This window comes from Streptomyces sp. NPDC007095 (genome assembly GCF_040634475.1).
In the GTDB taxonomy this organism is placed as follows: Bacteria; Actinomycetota; Actinomycetes; order Streptomycetales; family Streptomycetaceae; genus Streptomyces.
Window position 1 is genome coordinate 40,699 of the sequence record NZ_JBEYFS010000006.1, and the last position, 25,902, is coordinate 66,600.

The window sequence follows — 25,902 nt, forward strand, 5'->3', positions numbered from 1 at the left end:
CCCGAATGACCGGCTACGCGGGCCGTTGCAGCACGGTCAGGCTCCGGTCGAGCAGGGTCAGCCGGTCACCGGCCTGGACCTTCGCACCCGTGCCCGCCGCCACCCCGTCCGGGAGGGCCGTGTCGACGACCACCTGCCACTGCCGCCCGTGGTTGACGGGAACCACGAACTCCAGGGACTTGGGCGAGGCGTTGAACATCAGCAGGAAGGAGTCGTCGGCGATGTGCTCACCGCGCGGTCCGGGTTCGGAGATCGCGTTGCCGTTGAGGAAGACCGACAGTGCCTGCGCCTGCGTGGACCCCCAGTCGCGCTGGGTCATCTCGGTGCCCGCAGGGGTGAACCAGGCGATGTCGGACAGCTCGTCGTGGGTGCCCTGGACGGGACGGCCGTGGAAGAACCGGCGCCGGCGGAAGACCGGGTGGTCGCGGCGCAGCCACACCATCGCGCGTGTGAAGTCCAGCAGCTCGCCGCCGTCCTCGGGCCACGGCACCCAGGCCAGCTCGCTGTCCTGGCAGTAGGCGTTGTTGTTGCCGTTCTGGGTGCGAGCGAACTCGTCGCCGTGGCTGAGCATCGGCACGCCCTGGGAGAGCATCAGCGTCGCGATGAAGTTGCGCTTCTGACGGGCCCGCAGCGCGAGTACGGCCTCGTCGTCGGTGTCGCCCTCGGCGCCGCAGTTCCAGGACCGGTTGTGGCTCTCGCCGTCGCGGTTGTCCTCGCCGTTGGCCTGGTTGTGCTTGTTGTTGTAGGAGACGAGGTCGTTCAGCGTGAACCCGTCGTGGCAGGTGACGAAGTTGATGGAGGCGAGCGGACGCCGGCCGTCGTCCTGGTAGAGGTCGGAGGAGCCGGTCAGACGGGAGGCGAACTCCGCCAGCGTGCGCGGCTCGCCGCGCCACAGGTCCCTTACGGTGTCGCGGTACTTGCCGTTCCATTCGGTCCACAGCGGCGGGAAGTTGCCCACCTGGTAGCCGCCCTCGCCGACGTCCCAGGGCTCGGCGATCAGCTTCACCTGGGAGACCACCGGATCCTGCTGCACCAGGTCGAAGAACGACGACAGCCGGTCCACCTCGTGGAACTGGCGGGCCAGCGTGGCCGCGAGGTCGAAGCGGAAGCCGTCGACGTGCATCTCGGTGACCCAGTAGCGCAGCGAGTCCATGATCAGCTGGAGCACGTGCGGGGAGCGCATGAGGAGCGAGTTGCCGGTCCCCGTGGTGTCCATGTAGTAGCGGGGGTCGTCCGCGAGGCGGTAGTACGAGGCGTTGTCGAGGCCCCTGAAGGACAGCGTCGGGCCGAGATGGTTGCCCTCGGCGGTGTGGTTGTAGACCACGTCCAGGATGACCTCGATCCCGGCCTCGTGCAGCGCCCGGACCGCCGACTTGAACTCCAGGACCTGCTGGCCGCGGTCGCCCCAGGACGCGTAGGTGTTGTGCGGGGCGAAGAAGCCGATCGTGTTGTAGCCCCAGTAGTTGTCGAGGCCCATCTCCACCAGCCGGTGGTCGTTCACGAACTGGTGTACGGGCATCAGCTCCAGCGCCGTGACACCCAGCTCCGTCAGGTGTTCGATGATCGCCGGGTGGGCGAGCGCCGCGTAGGTGCCGCGCAGTTCCTCGGGCAGTGCCGGATGCTGCATCGTCAGGCCCTTCACGTGGGCCTCGTAGATCACCGTGTGGTGGTACTCGGTGCGCGGGCGCCGGTCGTCGCCCCAGTCGAAGTACGGGTTGACCACGACCGAGGTCATGGTGTGCGGCGCGGAGTCCAGGTCGTTGCGCTTGTCGGGCGCCCCGAACGGATAGCTGTACACCTCCTCGCCCCACTTGACCGAGCCGCAGATCGCACGCGCGTACGGATCGAGCAGCAGTTTCGCGGAGTTGACGCGCTGTCCGCGCTCGGGCGCGTACCGCCCGTGCACCCGGAACCCGTACCGCTGCCCGGGCATGATCCCCGGCAGATACGCGTGCCGTACGAACGCGTCGCTCTCGCGCAGTTCCACCGCCGTCTCCGAGCCGTCGTCCTGCAGCAGACACAGCTCGATCCGGTCGGCGGCCTCCGAGAAGACCGCGAAATTGGTACCGGCGCCGTCGTACGTGGCACCGAGTGGATACGCCTCTCCAGGCCAGACCTGCATGGATACGACTCTTCCAGTAGTGCCGTGCCCCTGGGGGCAACTCGGAGTCGAGTCTCCCCGAAAGTGAGGGAACCTCATATGACTTATGTCCCTCTTACCCGCTGACCAGGCATACGTCGTATGCCGAACCAGTGGGGCTCAGATCACTCCTGGAGAAACAGAGGGAGTAGGGGGAAATGTGCGCAAGATAGTGCACCGCCATCTGGGAAAGGTGGTGGCGGGTGCGGCCATCGCGGTGGCCGGGACGGCCGTGATGGTCGGGATCACCCTTCCGGGCTCGGCGGGGGCCGATGAGAGCTCGGGCGGCCTGCGCGGCGGCAACCAGGCCGCGCGGCAGGGGGGACAGGACCAGGGGCAGGCGGCCGTCGAGCCCGGTGTCGTCGAGCGGGCCCCGGCCGAGGGCGACAAGGGCACCGGCCGTGACCCGCTGACCGACGACGAGACCAAGCGGGTCGAACAGATCGCGCTGAACCGGCAGTTGTCGACCTCCGGCGAGAACGTCGAGGGGCAGCGCGGCCCGCAGCGTATCGGGGTCGACCTCGCCGATCCGGAGGAGAACGAACTGGACGACCCGAACGCGCCGCGCCGCGCGGATGTCACGTTCTACGACTACAAGGACGACTCGCTCGTCACCAAGACGGTCAACCTCGACAGCGGGAAGGTCGAGCGGACGGACACCCAGCACGGTGTCCAGCCGCCCATCAGCCGCGACGAGATGGTCGAAGCCGCGAAACTGCTGATCGCAGACCCGCTCGGCGCGGGCCTGCGAGCCGACTACAAGGACGCCACCGGCAAGGAACTCACCTCGCCCGACCAGCTGACGCTGAACAGCATGGTCTACCGGGCGACCCCGGGCGCCCAGCCCGCGCTCCTCGCGAAGTGCGGCGAGCACCGCTGCGTGAGGCTGTTCCCGAAGGTCAAGAACGGGTCCTGGATCGATGCCCGTGAACTGGTGATCGACCTGAGCGCCCGCAAGGTCGGCAAGCTCGGCTGAGCCGCGACCGACGCGCTCCGGGCGGCTGAGCCGCCTCCGTTCACTTTCCCAACGCACCTCCTTCTTCCGCATGCTTTCGCAAGGAGTCTCTTCGCCATGCGCGTGAACAGAATCAGCCGTGCCCGCAGCCGTACGGCGGTCGGTCTCTCGGTGGCCGCACTCGCCGTCGGCGCGACGACGGCCGCGGGTCCGGCCGTCGCCCAGCCCAAGGCCGCGCCCGCGGCGGCCCCCGGCTGCAGCACGGCGTACAAGATCGAGCAGAAGCTCTCCACCGGCACCACCTGGCGTATGTGCTGGCACTACGAGAGCGAGGCCGGGCTCGTCCTGGAGAACATCTCGTACCAGCCCAAGGGCGAGGCCCAGCCGATCAAGGTCCTCACCAGTGCCAAGCTCGGCCAGATCCACGTCCCCTACGACGACGGCAAGGCCGAGTACGACGACCTCACGGGCGCCGGCTTCGGCCAGGGTCTGATGAAGATGGCGCCCGGCGAGTGCCCCGGCGGCACCATCAAGACGGTGAAGATCCCGGGCGCTTGGGACCCGCAGCACCCGAACGTCAACGGCCTGTGCACCACCACCCGTTCGCGCGGCCACGCCTACCGCATGGAGGCCGACACGGGCAACAAGGTCTACCAGACCCAGGGCAAGGACCTGCTGATCTACACCGTCAACAAGGTCGGCTGGTACGAGTACATCACCGAGTGGCGCTTCCAGGACGACGGCACCATCAACATGAACATCGGCGCCACGGGCAGCCTCTCGCCCGGCGACTACGACGCGGGCGACGGCCGTGGCTGGCCCATCGGCAAGGGCGCCAAGGCCTACGCCACCAGCCACAGCCACAACGTCTTCTGGCGGCTGGACTTCGGCCTCGACGGCTCCTCCAAGAACAAGGTCGAGCAGTACGACTCCGTGGTCAGCCCGCCCCGCAACGGCAACGAGGGCCCGACCAACAAGACCACCCGCACCAAGGTCACCAAGGAACTCGCGGGCGACGCCAAGAACATGCGCTGGTGGCGCGTCGTCAGCGACACCGGCAAGAACAAGGACGACCACGCCCGCAGTTACGAGATCGTCCCGGGCGCCACCACCAAGTACCTCGGCCGCCCCTTCACCCAGCACGACGTGTACTTCACCGAGTACAAGAAGTGCGAGCAGTTCGCCACCAACAACCTGCTCAACTGCGGTGCCGGCGCGGGCAGGTCCGTCGACAAGTACGTCAACGGACAGACGCTCACCCACCCCATCGTGTGGGTCAACGTGGGCTTCCACCACATAGCGCGTGACGAGGACCAGCAGCCCATGCCGGTCCACTGGCAGGGGTTCTCCCTGGCTCCGCGTGACGTCACCGCTATGAATCCGCTCACTCCGCCGGAGCTCGCCGATCAGAACGGGCATGTGGAAAACGGTAGTTGAGAAACGACCTGTCCATCGGGCTGCACCGCCCGCCGCTCCCGGAGTACCCTTCCTTGATCGTTGAGTGGGGCTGACCCACGGAAGAGCTCGGGGGAGCGGAAGGCGGTGCGCGGGTGGGCTCGGGAGGGCTGGAGTTGCCTCCTGGTGACGAGGGTCACGAGGGGAACTCCACAGATGTCCCACCCGGCGCGGTGTCCCTGGCACGGCCGATGGAGATGGGATCCATTGGACCGGAACTGGACTGGGGCGCCGACGCCTGGCGTGAGGTGCGTACGCGCGCCCAGCGAGCCGGTCGTGCCTACATCTGGCTGAACCTGGTCGAACAGCGGCTGCGCGCGGTCGTGGCCGCTGTTCTGCGTCCCATCTACGAACCCGTCCACGGCGACGAATGGGTGGTCGCCGCCGCCGGACCTGCCGGGCAGGAGTGGGTGCAGCGCGCGGTCGCCGTACGCGAGGTCAGCCGCCGCAAGGGCTACTTGCTCGACCCGGCCGACGACAACGTGCTCAGCTTCCTCACCCTGCCGCAGCTGCGCGAGCTCATGGTGCAGCACTGGCCGTGCTTCGAGCCCTACTTCGACGAGCGCCGGGACGTCGAACTCGCGCTGGACGAACTGGAAGTCACCCGGAACGTGGTCTCCCGCAACCGGGCTCTGTCCGAGGCGGTCCTCGGGCAGGCCGAGCGCGCCGCGGCGAAGCTCCTGGAGATCCTCGGCGCCGGCAGCGACGTGCCCTCCGCGCGCCGGCTGCCCGTCGACGCCGTCGAGGACCTGGTCGGCGACCGGTACGCGGACGTGGTCGGCGTGCACTCCGACCGGGTGCGGCTGCTGCGCCAGTTCCCGGCCGAGGACCTCTTCGGCGGCGCCCGCCGCCTCGACGCCATCGGTATCGGTCTGAACCTGCTGGTGCAGAACTTCTCCGGGCGGCGGCTCGTACGCCTCGCCGAGTCGGGCTGCCGGGTGCGGCTGCTCTTCCTGAACCCGGCGTCCAGCGCCGTCAAGCGGCGCGAGCGCGAGCTCGGCCTCAAGCGGGGCGAGTTGAGCCGGGCTGTGGAGATGAACATTCTGCACATGCGGCGGGTGCGGGCCCGGCTGCGCGACCCCGGCGCGTTCGAGATCCAGGTGTACGACGAGACGCCGCGCTTCACGGCGTACCTCGTCGACGGGGATGGCTCCGACGGCATCGCGATCGTGCAGTCGTATCTGCGCCGCGCCCGCGGTATGGAGGCACCGGTGCTGGTGCTGCGCGGCGGCGGCCGGGTGGTCAAACCGGACGAGATCGGCGAAGAGGGCCTTTTCCCCACATATCGTGAGGAGTTCGAGGTGGCTTGGGCGGATTCGCGGCCGGTGTCCTGAAGTGTCGCCCCGAACGGGGTCGTGACGTGGTGTCCGGCGCGGGAAGCGGAACGCGGTCCTCGGACTGTCAGTGGCTCGTGCGATCGTGGAGACCACTGGGGGAAAGCACCACGAAGAAGGGGGGCCGCCCATGGGCTGGCACCGGGAGCTGCTGATCGGCTTCGACCTGGAGACGACCGGGACCGATCCGCGCGAGGCGCGCATCGTCACGGGTGCCGTGATCGAGGTCAAGGACGGAGAGCCGATAGGGCGCCGTGAGTGGCTGGCCGATCCTGGCGTGGAGATTCCGGCGGACGCGGTGGCGGTGCACGGGATTTCGAACGAGCGGGCGGCCGCGGAGGGCAGCCCCGCCGACCAGGTCGCCGACGCGATCGCCGGCGTCCTCACCGGGTACTGGAAGAGCGGCGTCCCGGTCGTGGCGTACAACGCGGCCTTCGACCTGACCCTGCTCTCCGCCGAACTGCGCAGGTACGGGCTGCCGTCGCTGCGCGAGCGGCTCGGCGGGACCGACCCCGCACCGGTCGTCGACCCGTACACGATCGACCGCTCCGTCGACCGCTACCGCCGCGGCAAGCGCAACCTCGAAGCCGTCTGCACCGAGTACGGCGTGTCGCTGGACTCCGCCCACGACGCCTCGGCCGACGCCCTCGCCGCGGCCCGGCTCGCCCGCGCGATAGCCGACCGCCACCCGAAGGTCGCGGCCCTCGGCCCGGCGGAGCTGCACCGCCGCCAGATCGAGTGGTACGCCGAGTGGGCGGCCGACTTCCAGAGCTTCCTGCGCCGCAAGGGAGAGACGGACGCGGTGGTCGACGGGACATGGCCGATGAGGGACCTGGCGGACCAGAAGGTCTAGGGCCTCTCGGGCGGACAGGCCCGCGGGTCAGAAGGGGTACCAGCGCACGGTCTCGTCCCCGTCCCGCAGCGACGCCACCCGTCGCTCGAACTCGGCCCGGGCCTTCGGGTTGCTCGGCGCGTGCTGGGCGACCCAGGCGCAGCTGGCGGTCTCGCGGGCGCCCCGGAGCACGGAGCAGCCCTCCCACGCGCGCACATCCCAGCCGTAGACCTCGGTGAAGGAGTCGTACGCCTCGGCGGGCAGGCCGTAGCGGTCGCGGGAGAGCGCCATGACCACCAGGTCGTGCTCGCGCAGATCGGCGGAGAAGGTCTCCAGGTCGACCAGGACCGGGCCGTCGGGACCCACGTGCACATTGCGGGGCAGCGCGTCGCCGTGGATCGGGCCCGGCGCCAGGTGCGGGGTGAGCGCGGCCGCGGCGTCCGCGAAGCCGTCGCGCCGCGCCCGCAGGTACGCCGCGTCCGCCGGGTCGATCGCCTCGCCCGCGAGCCGCAGCCAGCGTTCCACCCCGCCCAGCAGCTCGCGGGGCGGCAGAGGGAAGGAGGGGGAGGGAAGTGCGTGCACCACCCGTAGCAGTTCGGCCAAATCGCGTGGCTCGGCGGGGCGTACGGGATCGGGCAGCCGGTGCCACACCGTCACCGGGTGACCGTCCACCAGCAGAGCCTCGCTCTCGGCCGCCCGCACCGCGGGGACGCCCGCCTCGGCGAGCCAGACCGCGATGTCCAGTTCCCGCCGGGCGCGGTCGAGGAGCTCGGGATCGCGTCCCACCTTGACCACCAGGTCACCGGCGGCCAACACCGCGTTCTCGCCCAGGGCGAGGAGCGTCGCGTCCCGCGCCTGCCCGGGCAGCACCTTCGCCGCGGCCAGTACCTCCCGCGCCCGTGCCTCGTCCATCCTTCGCCTCCGTGTCCTCGCGCACAGCCCGTGTACGACCCTCGTGTACGACCTTCGGGTAAGGCGTCACGTTCCCGCCATCCGTCGGCCAGTGTCGCATTCGCACAGGTCGGAACGCGTGCGAGGTGTCTTGACGACCTCCATCTCCCTCAGGACCATGACGGGGGCCGCCGGGTCGGCCAGACCGCCACGAGTCGCGCGAAGGAGCCGATTCCATGACATTGGCGAGCGCGACCAGGCGGCCGGCGACGCGCACGCCCGACGCGGGCGGGAGACGGCGCCCCGTCGATCACGGGGCCTGGTTCCTGGTGTTGCCCGCGCTGATCCCGATCCTGGTGCTCAGCGTCGGACCGCTGCTCTACGGGATCGGGCTGGCGTTCACCGACGCGCAGTCGGGCCGGACCGCGTCCACACGATGGATCGGGGCGCTCAACTTCCAGGACCTGCTGCACGACACCCTGTTCTGGGACTCGTTCCGGATTGGACTGCTGTGGGCGGTCGGGGTGACCGTGCCGCAGTTCCTCCTCGCCCTGGGCCTCGCGCTTCTCCTCGACCAGGACCTCCGCTTCCGTCCGCTCGCCCGCGCCCTCGCGATCATTCCCTGGGCCATGCCCGAGGTCGTCGTCGGCATCATGTGGCGGCTCGTCTACAACCCCGACGCGGGCATCCTCAACGAGACCCTGCGCGACCTCGGCCTCGGTGACGGCCACGACTGGCTGAGCGGTCTCGGCACCGCCCTGCCCGCGGTGATCGTCGTCGGCGTCTGGGCGGGCATGCCGCAGACCACGGTCGCGCTGCTGGCAGGGCTGCAGAACACCTCGCGCGAGCTCCACGAGGCGGCCGCGATGGACGGCGCGGGCGCCTGGCGCCGCTTCCTGACCGTCACCTGGCCCGCCCTGAGACCGGTCGCCCTCGCCATCACGGCGCTGAACTTCATCTGGAACTTCAATTCCTTCGCCCTGGTCTATGTGCTGACCAACGGCGGACCCGGTGGCCGGACCCGGCTCCCCATGCTCTTCGCCTACGAAGAGGCCTTCCGCTACGGGCAGTTCGGCTACGCGGCGGCCATGGGGTGCGTGATGGTCGCGGTGATCTCGGTGCTGCTCGCGATCCGGCTGGCAGGCCGGCTGAAGGGAGACGAGGACGCGTGAAGACCCGCAAAGGGGCCCGCGCGGGCCAGTACCTCGCCCTGCTCGCCTATCTCGTCTTCCTCGCCTTCCCCTTCCTGTGGCTGCTCTCCACCGCGTTCAAGCCGGCCCGCGAGCTGGCCGGCCTCCACCCCACCTGGATCCCCCGGAGCCCCACCCTCGCCAACTTCCGCCAGGCCTTCGACGAGCAGCCGCTGCTGCACGCCGCGCTCAACTCCCTGCTCGCGGCCCTCGGCGCGGCTGTTGTCGCCGTACTGATCGCGACCCCCATGGCCTACGTCATGGCGCGCCACCGCACCCTGCTCGCGAAGGCCGCCACGGGATGGGTCGTGGTCAGCCAGGCGTTCCCTTTCGTGCTCGTGATCATCCCGCTGTTCCTGGTCCTGAAGAACCTGCGGCTGATCGACTCACTGCCCGGGCTGATCATGGTGTACGTGGTGTGGGCGCTGCCGTTCGCGCTGTGGATGCTGGTGGGGTACGTACGGGCGGTGCCCGCCGAGCTGGAGGAGGCAGCGGCGGTCGACGGGGCGGGAAGGGTACGGACGCTCGTCTCCGTCACCGCTCCGCTGCTCGCGCCCGGCATCGTGGCGACGGCGCTGTTCGCGTTCATCAGCGCGTGGAACGAGTTCTTCTTCGCGCTCGTGCTGCTCAAGACGCCGGAGAAACAGACCCTCCCGGTCGTCCTCACCCACTTCATCGGGGCGGAGGGGGTCGCGGACCTCGGCCCGCTCGCCGCGGCGGCGACCCTCGCGACCCTGCCGTCCCTGGTCGTCTTCGCGATCATCCAGAAACGGATCACGGGCGGCATGCTCGCCGGGGCGGTGAAGAGCTGATGCGCGGGAAGCCGATGCGCGGGAAGCCGATGGACGGGAGGCTCGCGCGCGGGAAGCCGGCGCGCGCGAGAGGATGCGTCGCGCTGGTCATGGGTCTGCTGTTCCTGCTGGTCGCCGGCTGCTCCGGCGGCGGTGGATCGCGGGACGGCCGGATCACCCTGCGCTTCCAGTCCCTGGCCTGGCAGCAGGAGTCCGTCGCCGCGAACAAGGCGCTGGTGAAGGAGTGGAACGCCACTCATCCGGGCGTCAAGGTCGAGTACGTCCAGGGCAGTTGGGACAGCGTCCACGACCAGCTGCTCACCTCCTTCGAGGGCGGTGAGGCGCCGGACATCATCCACGACGCCTCGGACGACCTGGCGGACTTCGCCTACGGCGGCTATCTCGCCGATCTGCGCACGCTGCTGCCCGCGCGGCTCAAGTCCGAGATCCCGCAGCGCAGTTGGGATACCGCGACTTTCGGCGACGGGGTCTATGGCGTGCCCTTCCTCCAGGAGCCGCGGGTGCTGATCGCCAACGCTGGATGGCTGAAGGCGTCCGGCGTCCGCATTCCCACGCCCGAACGGCCCTGGACCTGGGACGAGTTCCGGGTGATCGCGAAGCGGCTGAGCGGCAAGGGCAGGTACGGCGTCGCCTGGCCGCTGAAGGAACCCGTCTCGGCGACGCTCAACCTCTCCCTCTCCAGCGGCGGACAGCTGTTCCAGCGGGGCGCCGACGGCAAGGTGACCGTCCGCTTCGACGCGGCCGACGCGGTGGTGGCGAGGACCGTGCACGACGAGGTGAACACGGACCGGAGCGCCGCCGGCGCCACGCTCGGCATGGGCGGCTCCGACACACTGCCCGGCTTCTTCGGGGGGAAGTACGCGATGGTGCCGCTCGGGTTCTCCTACCGCCAGCAGATCGCGCAGCAGGCGCCGAAGGGCTTCGACTGGCAGGTGCTGCCCGCCCCGGCCGGCGCGGACGGGCTCACCCAGGGCGTCAGCCCGCAGACCCTGTCCATCGCCGCCGACAGCCCGCACAAGAAGGAGGCCGCCGCGTTCATCGACTTCCTGCTCCGGCCGCAGAACATGGTCCGCCTCGCCCTCGGGGACTGGATGCTGCCCACCGGGACCGAGGCACTCAAGGACCCCGCCCTGCACACCGCCAAGGACGGCTGGGCGACCGGCGCCGCCCTCGCAGCCCACCTCCGCCCGGCCCCCGCGCAGTCCGTGCGCGGCTATCCCGAGTGGAAGGACAAGGTGGCGACCCCCGCGTTCCAGGAGTACTACAGCGGGGCGATCGGGCTCGCCGAGCTGAGAAAGCGGCTGGTGAGGGACGGGAACCTGGTGCTGGCCCGCTACCAGAGGTGACTGGGCAGGGTCTGAGGCGAATGGTCAGGGCCGGTACCGAGGCGGCGGTGGCCGCCGTCGCGAACGGAACGGCGGTGGCCGCCGTCGCGAATGGAAACGAGTTGAACGAGACGTCTCGTCTCGCCTAAGGTCGTAGCATGACCATCCGCCCCGCCCACATCGCCGTGTTCTCCATCGCCGCCCATGGGCACGTGAACCCGAGCATCGAGGTGATCCGCGAGCTCGTGGCGCGCGGTCACCGCGTGACGTACGCGATTCCGCCCGCCTTCGCCGAGAAGGTCGCCGAGATGGGGGCCGAGCCGAGGCTCTGGCACTCGACCCTGCCCACGGACGACGAACCGGAGGCATGGGGGACCGAGCTGATCGACAACATCGAACCGTTCCTGACCGACGCGCTGCAGGCCGAGCCGCAGCTCGCGGCGGCCTACGAGGGTGACGAACCGGACCTTGTGCTGTACGACATCACCGCCTACCCGGCCCGGGTGCTCGCCCACCGCTGGGGCGTCCCGATCGTGCAGCTCTCCCCGAACCTCGTCGCCTGGGAGGGGTATGACGAGGAGGTCGGGAAGCCGCTGTTCGAGCCGCTCAAGCGGACCCCGCGCGGCAAGGCGTTCTACAACACCTTCGCGCGCTGGATCGCGGAGAACGGCATGGACCTGAGCGTCGAGGACTTCATGGGCCGCCCCGACCGGTGCCTCGTCCTCATCCCCAAGACCCTCCAGCCGAACGCCGACCGCGTCGACCAGAAGCGGTACACCTTCGTCGGCGCCTGTCAGGGCGACCGTGCCGCGCAGGGGGACTGGCGGCGGCCCGCGGACGCCGAGAAGGTGCTGCTCGTGTCGCTGGGCTCCACCTTCACCAAGCAGCCCGCTTTCTACCGCACGTGCGTCGAGGCCTTCGGCGCGCTGCCGGGCTGGCACGTCGTGCTGCAGATCGGCAGCTTCGTCGATCCCGCTGAGCTGGGGGAGGTGCCCGGCAATGTGGAGGTCCACCCGTGGGTGCCCCAGCTCGCGATCCTCCGCCAGGCCGACGCGTTCATCACGCACGCCGGTGCGGGCGGCAGCCAGGAGGGGCTGGCCACCGGCACCCCGATGGTCGCCGTACCGCAGGCCGTCGACCAGTTCGGCAACGCCGACATGCTGCAGGCGCTGGGCGTGGCCCGCCATCTTCCGGTGACGGAGGTCACGGCCGAGACCCTGCGGGAGGCCGTCCTCGCCCTGGTCGGGGATCCCGAGGTGGCCCGCCGCCTGGCGGTGATCCGGGAGGAGATGGCGGGAGAGGGCGGCACCCGACGGGCGGCCGACCTCATCGAGGCCGAGCTGCCGGCGGGAGCGTAGGCACGATGGGCCCGTAGGCAAGAGGGGCCCGTAGGCAAGAGGGGCCCGTAGGCAAGTTGGGCGCCTGGATAATACGGGCGCCTGGACAAGCCGGGCGCGTGGACAAGACCGGCGCGTGAGCAGGACGGCGCGTGGGCAAAGGGCCTGTCGGTTCCCTGGGGAACCGACAGGCCCTGATGCCGGGGCAGTTACGGGGTCAGACGCCGGCCCGCTCGCCCTCTCGGGCCGGCGGGAGTACGGCCTCGGACGACTCGTCGTGGGTGAGGTCCGGCAGCCGGTTCAGCCACTTCGGCAGATACCAGTTGCGCTCGCCGAGCAGCGCCATCACGGCCGGCAGCAGCACCCCGCGGATGATCGTCGCGTCGATGAGCACCGCGGCCGCCAGGCCCACACCCATCTGCTTCATGGACTGCATGGACAGCGTCCCGAAGATCGCGAAGACGGCGACCATGATGACGGCGGCGCTGGTGACGACACCGGCCGTCGTGACCACCCCGTGCCGGATCGCGTCCTTGGTGTCCCGGCCCCGCAGCCGCGCCTCACGGATCCGCGAGACCACGAACACGTGGTAGTCCATCGAGAGCCCGAAGAGGATCACGAAGAGGAACAGCGGCAGCCAGGTGATGATGGCGCCCACGCCCTCCGCGCCGACCAGCGAGGCGCCCCAGCCGTGTTGGAAGACGGCGACCAGGATGCCGTAGGCCGCCGCGACCGACAGGAGGTTGAGCACGATCGAGGTGATCGCGATCGTCAGCGAGCGGAAGGAGAGCAGCATCAGCAGGAAGGCGAAGACGATCACGAACGCGAAGACCGGGGCCACCGAGCCCAGCAACTGGGCGCTGAAGTCGTGCGATTCGGCGACCTGTCCGGTGATCGGCGCCTGGACGCCGTCGACCTTGCCGAGCGTGTCGGGCCGCACCTTGTCGCGCAGCAGCTGAAGGCTCTTCTCCGCCTTGTCCTGGTCGGAGCCGCCCACGAGGGGCACGTACACGAAGGCGACGTTCTGCGCCGCGTGCACCTTGATGTCGACCGGGCCGCGCGAGGCGCCCGAACTGATCGCCTGCGTACGGAAGTCGGCGAGCGCGGACTTCACGTCGGCGGCGTTGATGTCGTGCGCCTTGACGACCACCTCGGCCGGCTCGGAGCCGCCCGGGAAGGCGCTGTTGACCCGGTTGTACGTCCCCACGATCGGCAGCGAGTTGCCGAACTCCTTGTCCAGCGTCAGCTGTTGCGTCTTCATGCCGAGGGCGGGAGCGGCGATGGCCAGCAGCGCACCGGCCGCGACGACCAGCGAGACGGCGGGCTTGGCGAGCACGACCCGCAGCACCGCGCTCCAGAACCGGCTGCCCTCCTCGGCGGACCGGACGCGCTTGCCCCTGGCACGCCGCTTGTCCGGGTGCAGGAACGGCAGGCGGCCCTTCTCGACCCGCTCGCCGAGCAGCGAGAGCAGCGCGGGCAGCACGGTGACCGAGCCGACCATGGCGACCGCCACGACCATCAGCGAGGCCAGCCCCATCGCCTCGAACCCGGCGAGCCCGGTGAAGAGCATGCCGGCCATCGCCACGCACACCGTGACGCCGGAGACGACGATGGCGCGGCCACTGGTGGCGGCGGCGATCCGCAGCGCGGCACCGGCGTCCCGGCCGGCCTCGCGCTCCTCGCGCTCACGGCGCAGATAGAACAGGCAGTAGTCGACACCGACGGCCAGACCCACCAGGAGCATCACGGAGTTGGCGGTGTCGCTCATCGGCTGGAGGTGGCTGACGATGCCCATCAGGCCCATCGTCGCCATGATCGCGGTGAGCGCGAGCGCCACCGGGAGCAGCGCCGCCACCAGGGCGCCGAAGGCGATCAGCAGAATGCCGAGGGCCACCGGCACCGCGGAGTACTCGGCCTTCTTGAAGTCGTCGCCGAACGCGTCGGAGAAGGTCTTCTGCATGCTGGCGCCGCCGATCTCCTCGATCCGCAGCCCCGCGTGGTCCTTCTGGACGCCCTTGACGGCGTTCAGCACCGGCTCGACGCGGTCGCCCGCGGTGTCCGCGTCGCCCCGCATGTCGAACTGTACGAGCGCGCTGCGCCCGTCCCTGGAGATCGTCTTCGTGTCGTACGGGGAGGTCACGTCCGTGACCTTGCCGGTCCCCTCGACGGCCTTGACGACGGCGGTGACGGCGGCGCGGAAGTCGGCGTCCGTCGCCTTGACGCTCGCGTCCTTCCCCTGGATCAGGACGCTCTCACCGGCCGGGGCCTTGATCCCCGAGTCCTCGATGATCTTCGCGGCGGTGTGCGTCTCGCCCTTGAGCTGATCGCTCTCCTTGACGTCGACGCGGCCCGCCGCCGAGCCGAGCCCGATCGCCAGGACGACGAACAGCACCCAGATTCCCACGGCGGCCCATCGGTGCCGGGCGCTCCAGCCGCCTGCCCGCGCGGCGATGCCCCGCACCCGTATGTCTCCGTTCCCCATGACGGGCCAGCCCCCTTGTGCACGGTGACAGCCCCCTGCCGTCACCTCTGCTTATGAAGGTAGGGGCCGGATAAGAACGTCTCCTCGTGCTGCCCGGTGAACCCCGGGACCCCCGGCTCCTCCCCGCGGACCCCGTCGCCTCCGCACTGGGGAGGACAGGGGCCCCTTACACCTATCCGGGCCTCTCGGGGATCCGGATCAGGGTGCGGCCGCCGATCGGGACCGGGTGCGGGTGTTGATCCGCCTGGGCCCGAGGGCCGTCCTATGGTGTGCGGATGACGACGACGTACGCGGCACTGCTGCGCGGGATCAACGTGGGCGGCAACAAGAAGGTGCCGATGGCCGAGCTCCGCACACTGATCGAGGGACTCGGCCACGGCGACGTACAGACGTATCTCCAGAGCGGCAACGCCGTCTTCTCCACCGACCGGGGGGACGAGGACTCCCTGGCGGCCGAGTTGGCCGAGGTCATAGAGAAGCACTTCGGCTTCGGCGTCGGTGTACTGGTCCGCGACCACGCCTATCTGAGGGCCGTACGGGAGGCGTGCCCGTTCCCGGCCGCCGAACTGGAGGCCAAGCAGTTGCACGTCACCTACGTCTCAGGCCCCGTCGACCCCGAGCGCTTCGCCTCGGTCGACCCGGCGGTGTTCCTGCCGGAGGAGTTCCGCCTCGGCGACCGGGCGCTCTATCTGTACGCCCCCGACGGCCTGGGACGCTCCAAGCTCGCCGAGGCCCTGTCGAAGCCGCGGCTCCTCAAGGACGTCACCGCCACCACCCGCAACTGGAACACGGTCGTCAAACTCGAGGAGCTGACCGGTGCCTGAGCACAACCCCGCCGTGGAGGCCGCCATCGTGGGCGAACTGAGGCTGCTCGACGCGGAGGTCCGCCGCTCGCCGGAGCGGCTCGGAGCACTGCTCCACCCCGACTTCTACGAGTTCGGCAGCTCCGGGCGGCTGTGGGACCGCGCCTCCGTCCTCGCCGAACTGACCGGCAAGGTCGTGCCCGGGTCGCGGCCCCTCACCGCCTCGCGGATGAAGGGCGTCCAGCTCGCACCGGACCTGGTCCACCTCACCTTCGACACGGAGGAGGACAACGGCCGTCAGGTGCACCGGAGTTCGCTGTGGCGGCGGACGGAGGACGGCTGGCGCCTGTACTTCCACCAGGGCACACCGTTCAGATCCGACCCAGAGTGACCTTTCGTACGCCGCCATAGGTGGTGTACGAGACGATCTCGTCCGGGACCGTCAGCCTCGGGTCCCGGTACAGGCGTCGCAGCGGCTTCTTCTTCGGGTGCGGAGCGCCCGTGTCGCTGGCCGGAGGAGCCGGAGACGGAGCATGGGGTGTACATGCGTGCGACCGGTCGCTTGATCGTGTTGGGGATATGCGAGGTAGGGCGGACTGTACGCCCAGAGGGTTAGGTTCGGCGTCATGAAGCTGGTGGTGCGGGTCAAGCTGCTGCCGACGCCCGAGCAGGCGGCGGCACTTGAGGCGACGCTGACCGCCTGCAACACATTCGCGAGCGGGCTCGGCTGAGAAAGCCCCAACGCACCACGCTCCACTCCTGGACCTTCGCGCAACTCGGCGCCTTCATCGCCTACAAGGCGAAGAGGGCCGGGGTGCCGGTGGTGTACGTCGATCCGGCGTACACCAGCCAGGAATGCTCCCGATGTCATCACATCGAACGCGGCAACCGGCCCTCCCAAGCCCGGTTCGCCTGCCGGTCCTGCGGATTCGTTGATCACGCGGACCACAACTCGTCCCACAACATCGCCCACCGCGGGTGGATGGCGTGGGTCTGCGGGGTCCAGTCAGCGGCCCCTGAACTCACGCTCATCGCGTGAGTTCTGGACGCGGCCGGCGCCATCACCGCCAGTGATGGTCACGAGCTGCAAGCCCGGGAATACATTCTCGGGTCGTTGACGTACTGGTCCATGCCCGGAACCCTCGTCCTTGCCCCAGGGGCAGGGTCAACCCAGCGCCGCCATGTCCTCGGCGGTGAGCCGCACCGCGCCCGCGTCGAGGTTCTCCTCCAGATGGGCGAGGGATCCCGTGCCCGGGGTCGGGCAGAGCACCGGGGAGCGGTGCAGCAGCCAGGCCAGGGCGATCTGCCCCGGTGCCGCCCCGTGCGCGGCGGCGATCCGGGCGCACTCAGGGTCGGCGGTGAGGGAGCCGTTGCCCAGCGGGAACCAGGGCAGGAAGGCGATGCCGCGCGCCTCGCACAGCTTCAGCAGCGGCTGCGAGTCGCGGTCGAGCAGGTTGAATCGGTTCTGGACCGAGGCGATGTCGGTCAACTCCAGTGCCTCTGCCAGCTGTTCGGGGGTGACCGTGTCGAGCCCGATGTGCCGGATCTTGCCCTCTGCGCGCAACTCGTCGAGCGCGCCGAGCTGTTCGGCCATCGGTACGGCCGGGTCGAGCCGGTGCAGCTGGTACAGGCCGATCGTGTCGAGCCGCAGCCGCCGCAGGCTCGCCTCGCACATCGCCCGCAACCGCTCGGGCCGCCCGGCGACGTGCCAGGCACGGTCACTGGTGCGCACGACGCCGCCCTTGGTCGCGATCAACAGGTCCTCGGTGTACGGGTGCAGGGCTTCGGCGACCAGCTCCTCGGCGATCGCGGGACCGTAGTTGTCGGCGGTGTCGACGAGGGTGACCCCGCGCTCGACGGCCCGCCGCAGCACGGCCACCGCGTCCCGGGCGTCCCCGCGCGGCCCCCAGTAGCCGGGACCGGTCAACTGGGCGGTGCCGTAGCCGAGCCGCCGCACGGGCGGCTCCCCGCCGAGTGCAAAGTCCGGCGAGAAGCCTGCTGCGGAGTCGGTGGCAGATCTTCCCGGAACCATTTCATGGAGGGTACACGCGACTGTGCGAGGCTCGTTTCAGGCGTTACCTGGATTCATCCGCAGCGCACCGGTCTTGAGGCGGGTGGTGAAGCGGATCACGTGATTGCGGTGCGGAGCGCCGCGGAAGTGTCCCGGTGGAGTTGGGGGAGCGCTCCGTCCAGGCTACCGAATCGTTGCGGAAGATCCGGATTCGACCGATCGGGTACTGAGTGTCGGTGGTGGGTGTTAGCGTCCGGATCATGCAGCTGCGGTATGCCTTCCGTCTCGACCCGGGTCCGCGCCAGCGCGTCGCACTGGCGCGGGCGTTCGGGTGTGCGCGGGTGGTGTACAACGACGCGGTCGCCGCCCGTGAGCGGGCCCGGCGGGAGGGCGCCGCGTACCCGGGTGCGGCTGAACTGTCGAAGGTGCTGATCACCCGGGCGAAGACCATGCCGGAGCGGGCTTGGCTGTCCGAGGTGTCGGCGGTGGTGTTGCAGCAGGCATTGCGGGATGTCGAGCGTGCTTACACCAACTTCTTCTCCTCCCTCAAAGGCGCGCGGCAGGGGGCGCGGGTGGGGGCGCCGCGTTTCAAGTCGAAGCGCGATGCCCGACAGACGATCCGGTTCACTGCCAATGCCCGCTGGAAGATCACCGAGGCGGGGCGGCTGCTCCTGCCGAAGATCGGCGAGGTGCGGGTGGAATGGTCCCGCACTCTGCCGTCCGTTCCTTCGAGCGTGACGTAGATCCGCGATGCGGCTGGGCGGTTCTTCGCCTCCTTTGTGGTGGAGACCGACCCGAATGCAGATCTGGCGCGGATGCCCGGGGCCGATGACCTGCCGAGTGTCAGGATCGACCTGGGACTGACCCATTTTGCGGTCTTGTCCGACGGGACGAAGACCGACAGCCCGCGATTTCTGCGGCGGGCGGAGAAGAAGTTGAAGAAGACCCAGAAAGAGCTGTCCCGCAAGCAGAAGGGCAGCAGGAACCGGGAGAAGGCCCGCCTCCGAGTCGCCCGCGCGCATGCGCAGGTGGTCGATGCCCGCCGGGAGTTCCACCACCAGCTCTCCACCCAGTTGATCCGCGAGAACCAAGCGGTCGCGGTGGAGGACCTGGCGGTCAAGGGGCTCGCGCGCAGCCGGCTCGGCAAGTCCGTCCATGACGCCGGATGGGCGTCTTTCCTGGCGATGCTGGAGTACAAGGCGCAACGGTACGGGCGCGCGTTTGTGAAGGTCGGCCGGTTCGAGCCGACCAGTCAGGTGTGCTCGGTCTGCGGCATCAAGGACGGGCCCAAACCTCTGCACGTACGGGAGTGGACCTGCACGTACTGCGGTGCCCGGCACGACCGGGACCACAACGCCGCCAAGAACGTCAAACAGGCCGCCGGACTGGCGGTGACAGCCTGTCGAGCGCAGGTAAGACCAGAACCTAAGGTTCCGGCGCAGCGCGAAGAAGCAGGAAGCCACGGAATCCGGTCCGGTGCCGTGCCGCTATGTGGCACGGCACCGGACCGGAAGGCCGGAATCCTTGGGCTTTAGCCCGAGGAGCAGGTCAAATCATCATCGGAGCGGGAGCGGTCGATGGCACCATCGAGGCCGACTACCTCAACGGCGAGATCGTCCTCCTCGGCCGGCTGCACGGTGTGCCGACCCCGCTCGACGAGCTGCTCCAGCGGCTCGCGAACACCTTCGCGCGCGAGCGCAGGGCTGCGGGGTCGCTGCCGGTCGCGGAACTCGTACGCCTGGCCGACGAGGCTGTCGCGTTTGTTCAAGAGGAGCGCGCGCCGCGTCCCTAGCGTGGAGGGCATGAGCAATCCGTACAAGAACGTGCATCCGTACATGGTGGAATGCGCCGCCGAGGCGGCCCGCGTGGCCGGCGGTGTCACGGTGGCGCAACTGGCGCAGCCCGGTCCCACGCACTGCCCGGACTGGGACCTGCGCGCCCTGGTGAACCACTGGGTCCTCTACACCTCGCACGGCCTGGAGCGCCGTGCGCTGCGCAAGCAGCTCTCCGAGGAGCTGACCGGCCGTGACTTCACGGCGGATCCCGGCTGGGCGCGGGCGTACGCCGAGCAGCTCGACCGTGCCGTGGCCGCCTGGGACGACCCCGAGGTGTGGGAGGGCGAGGTCGAGCTCGGGACGGCGAAGATGCCCGCCGCCGACATCGCCTCGATGATCGTCAAGGAGATGGCGGTGCACGGCTGGGACGTCGCGACGGCCACCGGCCAGGAGTTCCGGATCTCGGACGGCGCGGCCAGGTTCGTCCTGGACGTCGTCGACACGCACGCCGAGCTCTACCGTCAGTACGACGGCTTCGCCGACCCGGTACCGGTGTCCGACGAGGCACCCGTCTTCGAGCGCGCCCTCGCCCACAGCGGCCGGAATCCGCACCTGGCCCACACCGCATTGGACCAGTAATTCAGAGCGGAATTGGATCGTGTCGCTGTGCCATTGGCTGGCTAGCCTCGACGGTATGACGAACCCGAGGACGGACGACTCGCCCACCCGCGTCGACTTCTACTTCGACCCGGCCTGCCCCTTCGCCTGGATCACCTCACGCTGGATGCTGGAGGTCGAGCGTGCCCGCCCGCTCGACCTCCGCTTCCGTGTGATGAGCCTCCACCTGCACAACCTGGGTAATGAACTCCCTGGCTGGTACCGGGAGTTGGTCGACAAGTCCGTCGGTCCCGTGCGGGTCGCGGTGGCCGCCGCCGGACAACACGGCGAGAAGGTGCTGCGCGACCTCTACACCGCCTTCGGCACCCGCATCCACGACCGAGGGGTCGAGGACTTCGACGCCGTGGTCGCCGACTCCCTCGCCGAACTGGGGCTCCCGGCCGAGTTGGCCGCCGCGGCCCACGACCGCGCGTACGACGAGGCGGTACGCCGCAGTCACGAGGCGGGGCGGGAGCCCGGCTCGGACGGCTATGTGGGGACCCCCACCCTCCACGTCGACGGAACGGTGTGGTTCGGCCCCGTCCTGCGGGCCGTTCCACGGGGCGAGCGCGCGGCGGAGCTCTTCGACAGCTTCCGTGTCCTCGCCGCCGACCCGGACTTCTTCGAGCTCAAGCGGACGAGGACGGGAGGACTGTCCTTCGACTGAACGGTGGTCTGGCATATGAACGTTGCTCGGATGAATAGGTGCCCAATAGAAGGGAGTTGGGTAGTTCTCTGTCGCATTCATTGACGATGGCGCGTCATAGATCCTACCTTTCTCGGCGTTGGGTACAGGCTGATCCCACGGGAGGGGAACATGCCCATGCGCCGAAGAGCCGCCTTAGTCACCCTGATCTCCACGGTCCTGGCCCTCGGAATTCCGGGCGCCGTGTCCTCCGCCCAGCCCGCGTCGTCCGACCTCTACGTCTCACCGAGCGGGAACGACCACGCCAACGGCACCGCCCGCCACCCCGTACGCACCCTGGAACGCGCCCGCGACCTCGTCCGCAAGCGCGTCACGGGGATGAAGGGCGACCTGACGGTCCACCTCGCGTCGGGTACGTACCGGCAGACCGCACCCCTCACCCTCGACGCCCGGGACTCGGGTACCGGGGGCCACCAGGTGATCTGGCAGGGCACCGGGAACACCGTCGTCAGCGGTGGTCGGCAGGTCCAGGGCTGGAGCCAGGTCACCGGGAGGCCGGGCCTGTGGTCCGCGCCCGCCCCCCAAGGCCTCACCGACACCCGGCAGCTGTACGTCGACGGGGTGCGCGCCCAGCGGGCCCGCGGGGCCGTGCCGGTGACCCTCACCCAGACCGCCACCGGGTACACGGCGTCCTCCGACACCCTCGCGCACTGGAAGCACCCTTCCGACGCCGAGTTCGTCTACACCAGCGGCGAGTCCCTGTGGAACGTCGAGCGCAACGGCCTGGGCCAGTGGACCGAGCCGCGCTGCCGCATCGCCGCCGCCGAGGGCACCACGATCACGATGGTCCAGCCGTGCTGGGACAACTCCAACAAGCGGGTCGAGTTCCCGGACATCCCCGGCCGCACGGTCAGCATGGTCGGGCCCGGCCACCTCACCAACGGCGGCAGGGCGACCTACGTCGAGAACGCCTACGAACTCCTGGACCAGCCCGGCGAGTGGTATCTCGACCGCACCGCGCACCGGGTCTACTACCTGCCCCGCAAGGGCGAGAACCTCGCCCGCGCCGACGTCGAGGCGGCACAGGCCGAGAAGCTGATCGACGGACGGGGCACGGCCGCCGCGCCCGTCCATGACCTCGCCTTCCGTGGCCTGCAGTTCAGCTACGCCACCTGGCTCACCCCCTCGGGGCCCGAGGGCTTCTCCGAGATCCAGGCGGGCTACACCATCACCGGCGAGAAGGGCTGGGCGACGCAGGGCCTGTGCCAGTACGTCGAGGGCGGCACCTGCCCCTTCGCGTCCTGGACCAAGATGCCGGGCAACGTCTCCTTCGCGTACGGACAGCGCATCGCGTTCAGCGACGACGTCTTCGCCCATCTCGGCGCGTCCGGCCTCGACCTGGGCACCGGCTCGAAGGACTCCACGGTCAGCGGCAGCGTCTTCACCGACATCTCCGGCAACGGACTGGAGATCGGCGGGGTGGACGGACAGACCCCGGCCTCCGGAGTCCAGGTGACCGACAATCACCTCTACGGACTGCCCCGCGAGTACCACGGCGGCGTGGCGATCCTCAACGGCTGGACCCAGCGCACCACGATCGCCCACAACCAGATCGACCACGTCGGCTACAGCGCCGTCTCCCTCGGCTGGGGCGGCTGGCCCGACAAGATCGGCGACCCGGCGACCCCCAACCCCAGCCACGACAACGCGGTCCGCGACAACCTGATCTTCGACTACATGCAGATGCTCGACGACGGCGGCGGCGTCTACACCCAGGGACTGACGGGCACCTCGCTGGCCGACGGCGAGAAGGTCACCGGCAACGTCATCCACGACCAGTGGGGCCTGGGCAAGAACGTCTACACCGACAACGGCTGCACCTACGAGACGGTCGAGGGCAATGTCCTCTACAACGCCTCGTACGCCAACGTCGCCTCCCGCCACACCGACTACCGCGACACCCTCGGCAACAACGACCCGACCCTCGTCAAGGACAACTGGTGGGAGGAGGGGACCTCCGACGGCGACAACAAGGGCCTGGTGACGACCGGCAACAAGATCATGGCGGCCCCGTCCGACGTACCGCCGGAGATCCTCGGCGACGCGGGACTCGAACCCGCCTACCGAGGACTGCTGAACCGCAGCGTCGGCGCAGTCTCCACCCCGCAGGCGCCCTCGCGCGTCGGTACGAGCACGGCGGGCGCCGACGCCCTGTACGTCACCTTCAACCCGAGCTTCGTGGACGGCGGTTCACCGGTGACGGGCTACACGGCGCGGGCGTACGACGCTTCCGGACACCAGGTGGGCGAACAGGCCATCGGCGCGGCCGAGTTCAAGCGCACGGCGGTCGTGCGGATCGGCGGACTGCCCGCGCCGGCCGGCCCGCTCACGGTCACCGTCAGCGCGAGCAACGCCCACGGCACCAGTGCCCCGTCGCTCGCCTCGCTCCCGCTGACCCCGACGGCCGTGACCGTGCTGCCGGGCGCACCGACCGGCCCCAAGCTGCGTGCGGCGTCCACCGCGGCCACCGTCGCCTGGACCCCGCCGACGGCCACCGGCGACGCCAAGGTCGTCGGCTACCGGGTCACCGTCTCCGACGGCCGCGCCCCGATCGACGTCACGGGCCGGGACGTCCTGGTCGGCCAGCCCTCCGCGAAGGGCATGTTCCGGGTGATCGGAGGCCTCAGGCCGGGCACGGCGTACACCGTCACGATCGCGACGGTGACGGCGGCGGGCACGGGACCGGCGGCCACCGTGACGGCCACCACCAAGTCGTGACGGCTCAGGCGCCGAGCGCCGCCAGTACCGGGACGCGTGTCTCGTCGTAGCGCTCCAGCAGGACCCGTGCCACCTCCGGTGCCGGGCCCAGTACGTCGGCCAGTACGTCCGCCTCGGCGGCGCCGCGGGCGATGCGGTCCGGGAGGAAGCCGGGGGCGAGGACGTAGGGGGCGACGGCGACACGTTCGCAGCCGAGGGCGCGCAGTTCGCGCACCGCGTCCTCGGTGCGCGGAAGGGATGCGGAGGCGAACGCGGGCCGCACGGCGCACCAACCGGTGTGCCGCCACTCCCGCGCGATTTCTGCGATCACCGCGATCGCCTCCGGGTCGGTGGACCCCGCGGAGGCCAGCACGACCCCCGTCGAGGACTTGTCGGCGGGGGTCAGCCCCGCCTCGTACAGCCGGCGTTCGAGCGCCGCCGTCAGCAGGGGGGAGGGGCCGAGCACCTCCGTCTGACGGATGCGCAGGCGCGCCGGTGCCTCCCGCAGGACAGCCGGGATGTCCGCCTTCGCATGGAAGGCACGGGTGAGCAGGAGGGGGAGGGCGACCACATCGCGTACGCCCTCCGCCGCCAGGGACTCCAGCACCCCCGGTACCGAGGGGATGTTGAAGTCGAGGAAGCCGGTCTCCACACGCAGGCCCGGACGCCGGGCCCGCACACGCCGCACGAGGGCGTGCACCGTCGCGGCATGACGCGGATCGCGGCTGCCGTGGGCGATGACCAGGAGGACCGGCTGATTCGTCATGGCTTGGCTCAGCTCTTCACCAGGAGACCGCGGCTGCGCAGCACCCACCGCTCCAGCGGGCTGAAGATCAGCAGGTCGATGGCGATACCGACGAACAGGATGAGGAAGATGGCGAGGAAGACCATCGACATGGAACTGGCAGTGCGGCCGTTCTCCAGCAGCTGACCGAGGCCGATGCCCAGGTCGGGGGAGGAAGCGATGATCTCCGCCGCCATCAGGGAGCGCCAGGAGAACGCCCAGCCCTGCTTCAGACCGGCCAGATAGCCGGGCAGCGCGGCCGGCATCACGATGTGCCAGGTCCCGCGCAGGCCCGTCGCGCCCATCGTGCGGCCCGCCCGCAGGAACAGCGGCGGCACCTGGTCCACGCCCGACACCAGGCCGTTGGCGATGGACGGGACGGCGCCGAGCAGGATCACCGCGAACATCATCGAGTTGTTCAGGCCCAGCCAGATGACGGCCGGCGGCACCCATGCCACGGAGGGCAGCGACTGGAGGCCGGAGAGGATCGGGCCGATCGCGGCGCGGACGAACTTCACGCGGGCCACCAGCAGACCCAGCGGGGTGCCGATCACCAGGGCGAAGAGGAACCCGAGCAGACCGCGCGAGACACTCGTCCAGATGTAGCCGAGCAGTGTGCCCTGCAGCCAGGCGTCCTTGACCTCGCCCCAGACGTCGGACGGGGAGGGCAGCTTGCTGGGGTCGGTGACGACCTTGAACGAGATCAGCGCCTGCCACACCACCAGCACCAGCGCGATGGCGACGAGCGGCGGCAGTATCTTCTCGACGAAGGTCTGGCGGAACGTCGGCCGGCCCGTGTGGCCGGTCGTCTCCAGGGCGTCGAGGCCCGCTTCCAGGCCCGCCATGTCGCTGCCGGGGCTGTCCTCGACGGGCTGGTCGGCCGCGTCGGCCTTCGTCTCAGTGCTGGCCATGGCGGCGGATCTCCCCACGCAGTTGTTCGGTGATCTCGACGGACAGCTCCGCCACGGCCGCGTCCTCGATACGGCGCGGCTGCGGGATGTCGACCCGCCACTCGTGGGCCACCCGGCCGGGGCGGGAGGACAGCAGGACGACCCGCTCGGCCAGCCGCACCGCCTCACGCACGTTGTGGGTGACGAAGAGGACGGACAGCTGGGTCTCGCGCCAGATCCGGGTCAGTTCGTCGTGCAGGACGTCGCGCGTGATGGCGTCCAGCGCCGCGAACGGCTCGTCCATCAGCAGGATCTGGCTGTCCTGGGCGAGCGCGCGGGCCATCGCGACGCGCTGGCGCATACCGCCGGACAGCTCGTGCACCCGCTTCCCGTACGCGCCCTTCAGACGGACGAGTTCGAGCAGCTCCTCCGCCCGGTCGCGGCGCTCGGACTTCGCCACGCCGCGCAGCCGCAGGGCGAGTTCGATGTTCTTGCCCGCGGTCAGCCACGGGAAGAGGGCGTGCTCCTGGAACATCAGGGCCGGACGCCCGTTGGTCGTGATGCTGCCCGAGGTCGGGGCGTCGAGGCCCGCGACCAGGTTGAGCAGCGTCGACTTCCCACACCCCGAGGCCCCCAGGAGGGTGACGAACTCGCCCGGCGCGACATCGAGGGTGATGTCGTCGAGGACGAGCTGCTGCCCTGCCGGTCCGGCGAAGGACTTCGAGACATGCTCGATCCGGGCGGCTTGCTCCACCACTTCGGCGCCGTCGGCGGCCTTGGCGAGGGTCGTGGCCATGGTCGTCACCTCCTGGGAACTCATCGGTGT

General features: G+C 69.9%; 21 protein-coding genes and 3 pseudogenes. 17 read left to right on the plus strand and 7 right to left on the minus strand.

Features of this window, described 5'->3' with window-relative positions; genetic code table 11:
* Positions 1 to 13: 13 nt before the first annotated feature.
* Positions 14 to 2,122 (minus strand): glycogen debranching protein GlgX, encoded by a 2,109-nt coding sequence (gene glgX / locus ABZ656_RS03605; RefSeq protein WP_101401568.1) that lies wholly within the window; start codon positions 2,120 to 2,122, stop codon positions 14 to 16.
* A 178-nt stretch (positions 2,123 to 2,300) separates the two neighbouring features.
* Between glgX and ABZ656_RS03610 the strand changes: the two genes are divergently transcribed.
* From ABZ656_RS03610 to ABZ656_RS03625, 4 genes are all read left to right on the plus strand, one after another.
* The gene (locus ABZ656_RS03610) at positions 2,301 to 3,116 is read left to right on the plus strand and encodes a Tat pathway signal sequence domain protein (protein ID WP_101401569.1); all 816 of its coding nucleotides are present in this window, start codon (positions 2,301 to 2,303) and stop codon (positions 3,114 to 3,116) included.
* A gap of 96 nt (positions 3,117 to 3,212) precedes the next feature.
* Positions 3,213 to 4,532, plus strand: coding sequence for a copper amine oxidase (locus ABZ656_RS03615; protein ID WP_101401570.1), 1,320 nt, complete (start codon positions 3,213 to 3,215; stop codon positions 4,530 to 4,532).
* A gap of 113 nt (positions 4,533 to 4,645) precedes the next feature.
* On the plus strand, positions 4,646 to 5,884 hold the full coding sequence (locus ABZ656_RS03620; RefSeq protein WP_101401571.1) for an SAV2148 family HEPN domain-containing protein: 1,239 nt from the start codon (positions 4,646 to 4,648) through the stop codon (positions 5,882 to 5,884).
* 130 nt (positions 5,885 to 6,014) lie between these two features.
* Positions 6,015 to 6,737, plus strand: a complete 723-nt coding sequence (locus ABZ656_RS03625) for a 3'-5' exonuclease (RefSeq protein ID WP_101401572.1) — start codon at positions 6,015 to 6,017, stop codon at positions 6,735 to 6,737.
* 27 nt (positions 6,738 to 6,764) lie between these two features.
* Here the strand turns inward: ABZ656_RS03625 and ABZ656_RS03630 are convergent, their stop codons facing one another.
* Positions 6,765 to 7,628, minus strand: coding sequence for an aminoglycoside phosphotransferase family protein (locus tag ABZ656_RS03630; RefSeq protein ID WP_101401573.1), 864 nt, complete (start codon positions 7,626 to 7,628; stop codon positions 6,765 to 6,767).
* A 215-nt stretch (positions 7,629 to 7,843) separates the two neighbouring features.
* Here ABZ656_RS03630 and ABZ656_RS03635 point away from each other — a divergent pair, with 215 nt between their 5' ends.
* The 4 genes from ABZ656_RS03635 (at position 7,844) to mgt (ending at position 12,292) form a co-directional block, all read left to right on the plus strand.
* Positions 7,844 to 8,779, plus strand: a complete 936-nt coding sequence (locus ABZ656_RS03635) for a sugar ABC transporter permease (protein ID WP_101401574.1) — start codon at positions 7,844 to 7,846, stop codon at positions 8,777 to 8,779.
* Positions 8,776 to 9,609 carry a carbohydrate ABC transporter permease gene (locus ABZ656_RS03640; protein ID WP_101401575.1) on the plus strand — a complete coding sequence of 278 codons (834 nt, stop codon included), beginning with the start codon at positions 8,776 to 8,778 and terminating at the stop codon, positions 9,607 to 9,609. The genes ABZ656_RS03635 and ABZ656_RS03640 overlap by 4 nt, the downstream gene beginning before the upstream one ends.
* A gap of 89 nt (positions 9,610 to 9,698) precedes the next feature.
* Entirely contained in the window at positions 9,699 to 10,955 is a 1,257-nt protein-coding gene (locus ABZ656_RS03645; protein ID WP_360264187.1) for a sugar ABC transporter substrate-binding protein, read from the plus strand.
* Between the two features lie 137 nt (positions 10,956 to 11,092).
* Positions 11,093 to 12,292: a macrolide-inactivating glycosyltransferase gene (gene mgt, locus ABZ656_RS03650; RefSeq protein ID WP_360264098.1), complete on the plus strand. Its 1,200-nt coding sequence runs from the start codon at positions 11,093 to 11,095 to the stop codon at positions 12,290 to 12,292.
* A 196-nt stretch (positions 12,293 to 12,488) separates the two neighbouring features.
* Here mgt and ABZ656_RS03655 read toward each other — a convergent pair whose 3' ends face one another.
* Positions 12,489 to 14,753 (minus strand): MMPL family transporter, encoded by a 2,265-nt coding sequence (locus ABZ656_RS03655; protein WP_101401577.1) that lies wholly within the window; start codon positions 14,751 to 14,753, stop codon positions 12,489 to 12,491.
* Positions 14,754 to 15,028: 275 nt separating this feature from the next.
* Between ABZ656_RS03655 and ABZ656_RS03660 the strand changes: the two genes are divergently transcribed.
* The 4 genes and pseudogenes from ABZ656_RS03660 to ABZ656_RS03675 all read left to right on the plus strand — a co-directional run.
* The gene (locus ABZ656_RS03660; protein WP_360264102.1) at positions 15,029 to 15,577 is read left to right on the plus strand and encodes a DUF1697 domain-containing protein; all 549 of its coding nucleotides are present in this window, start codon (positions 15,029 to 15,031) and stop codon (positions 15,575 to 15,577) included.
* On the plus strand, positions 15,570 to 15,947 hold the full coding sequence (locus ABZ656_RS03665; RefSeq protein WP_101401579.1) for a nuclear transport factor 2 family protein: 378 nt from the start codon (positions 15,570 to 15,572) through the stop codon (positions 15,945 to 15,947). Before ABZ656_RS03660 ends, ABZ656_RS03665 begins: the two co-directional genes overlap by 8 nt.
* Before the next feature lie 235 nt (positions 15,948 to 16,182).
* Positions 16,183 to 16,287: a helix-turn-helix domain-containing protein gene (locus tag ABZ656_RS03670; protein WP_360264105.1), complete on the plus strand. Its 105-nt coding sequence runs from the start codon at positions 16,183 to 16,185 to the stop codon at positions 16,285 to 16,287.
* A pseudogene (locus tag ABZ656_RS03675) lies at positions 16,266 to 16,595 on the plus strand (transposase); the annotation flags it as partial. The gene ABZ656_RS03670 and the pseudogene ABZ656_RS03675, both read left to right, overlap by 22 nt.
* 126 nt (positions 16,596 to 16,721) lie before the next feature.
* Here the strand turns inward: ABZ656_RS03675 and ABZ656_RS03680 are convergent.
* Positions 16,722 to 17,588: an aldo/keto reductase gene (locus tag ABZ656_RS03680; protein ID WP_101401582.1), complete on the minus strand. Its 867-nt coding sequence runs from the start codon at positions 17,586 to 17,588 to the stop codon at positions 16,722 to 16,724.
* 239 nt (positions 17,589 to 17,827) lie between these two features.
* Here ABZ656_RS03680 and ABZ656_RS03685 point away from each other — a divergent pair.
* From ABZ656_RS03685 to ABZ656_RS03705, 5 genes and pseudogenes are all read left to right on the plus strand, one after another.
* A pseudogene (locus tag ABZ656_RS03685) lies at positions 17,828 to 19,102 on the plus strand (RNA-guided endonuclease TnpB family protein).
* Between the two features lie 44 nt (positions 19,103 to 19,146).
* Positions 19,147 to 19,359, plus strand: a pseudogene (locus ABZ656_RS03690) (ketopantoate reductase family protein); the annotation flags it as partial.
* A gap of 10 nt (positions 19,360 to 19,369) precedes the next feature.
* Entirely contained in the window at positions 19,370 to 19,981 is a 612-nt protein-coding gene (locus tag ABZ656_RS03695) for a TIGR03086 family metal-binding protein (RefSeq protein WP_360264108.1), read from the plus strand.
* A 55-nt stretch (positions 19,982 to 20,036) separates the two neighbouring features.
* Positions 20,037 to 20,666 (plus strand): DsbA family protein, encoded by a 630-nt coding sequence (locus ABZ656_RS03700; protein WP_101401583.1) that lies wholly within the window; start codon positions 20,037 to 20,039, stop codon positions 20,664 to 20,666.
* 156 nt (positions 20,667 to 20,822) lie between these two features.
* A complete protein-coding gene (locus ABZ656_RS03705) occupies positions 20,823 to 23,423 on the plus strand; it encodes a fibronectin type III domain-containing protein (protein ID WP_360264111.1) in 2,601 nt (866 codons plus the stop codon).
* A 4-nt stretch (positions 23,424 to 23,427) separates the two neighbouring features.
* On the opposite strand, the gene ABZ656_RS03710 is transcribed toward ABZ656_RS03705, so the two are convergent.
* Genes ABZ656_RS03710 through ABZ656_RS03720 form a run of 3 tightly spaced genes read right to left on the minus strand, consistent with a single transcriptional unit; the run spans position 23,428 to position 25,872 of the window.
* Positions 23,428 to 24,168 carry a sirohydrochlorin chelatase gene (locus ABZ656_RS03710; protein ID WP_101401585.1) on the minus strand — a complete coding sequence of 247 codons (741 nt, stop codon included), beginning with the start codon at positions 24,166 to 24,168 and terminating at the stop codon, positions 23,428 to 23,430.
* An 8-nt stretch (positions 24,169 to 24,176) separates the two neighbouring features.
* Entirely contained in the window at positions 24,177 to 25,097 is a 921-nt protein-coding gene (locus tag ABZ656_RS03715) for an ABC transporter permease (protein WP_101401586.1), read from the minus strand.
* Positions 25,084 to 25,872: an ABC transporter ATP-binding protein gene (locus ABZ656_RS03720; RefSeq protein ID WP_101403836.1), complete on the minus strand. Its 789-nt coding sequence runs from the start codon at positions 25,870 to 25,872 to the stop codon at positions 25,084 to 25,086. The genes ABZ656_RS03715 and ABZ656_RS03720 overlap by 14 nt, the downstream gene beginning before the upstream one ends.
* Positions 25,873 to 25,902 lie beyond the last annotated feature (30 nt).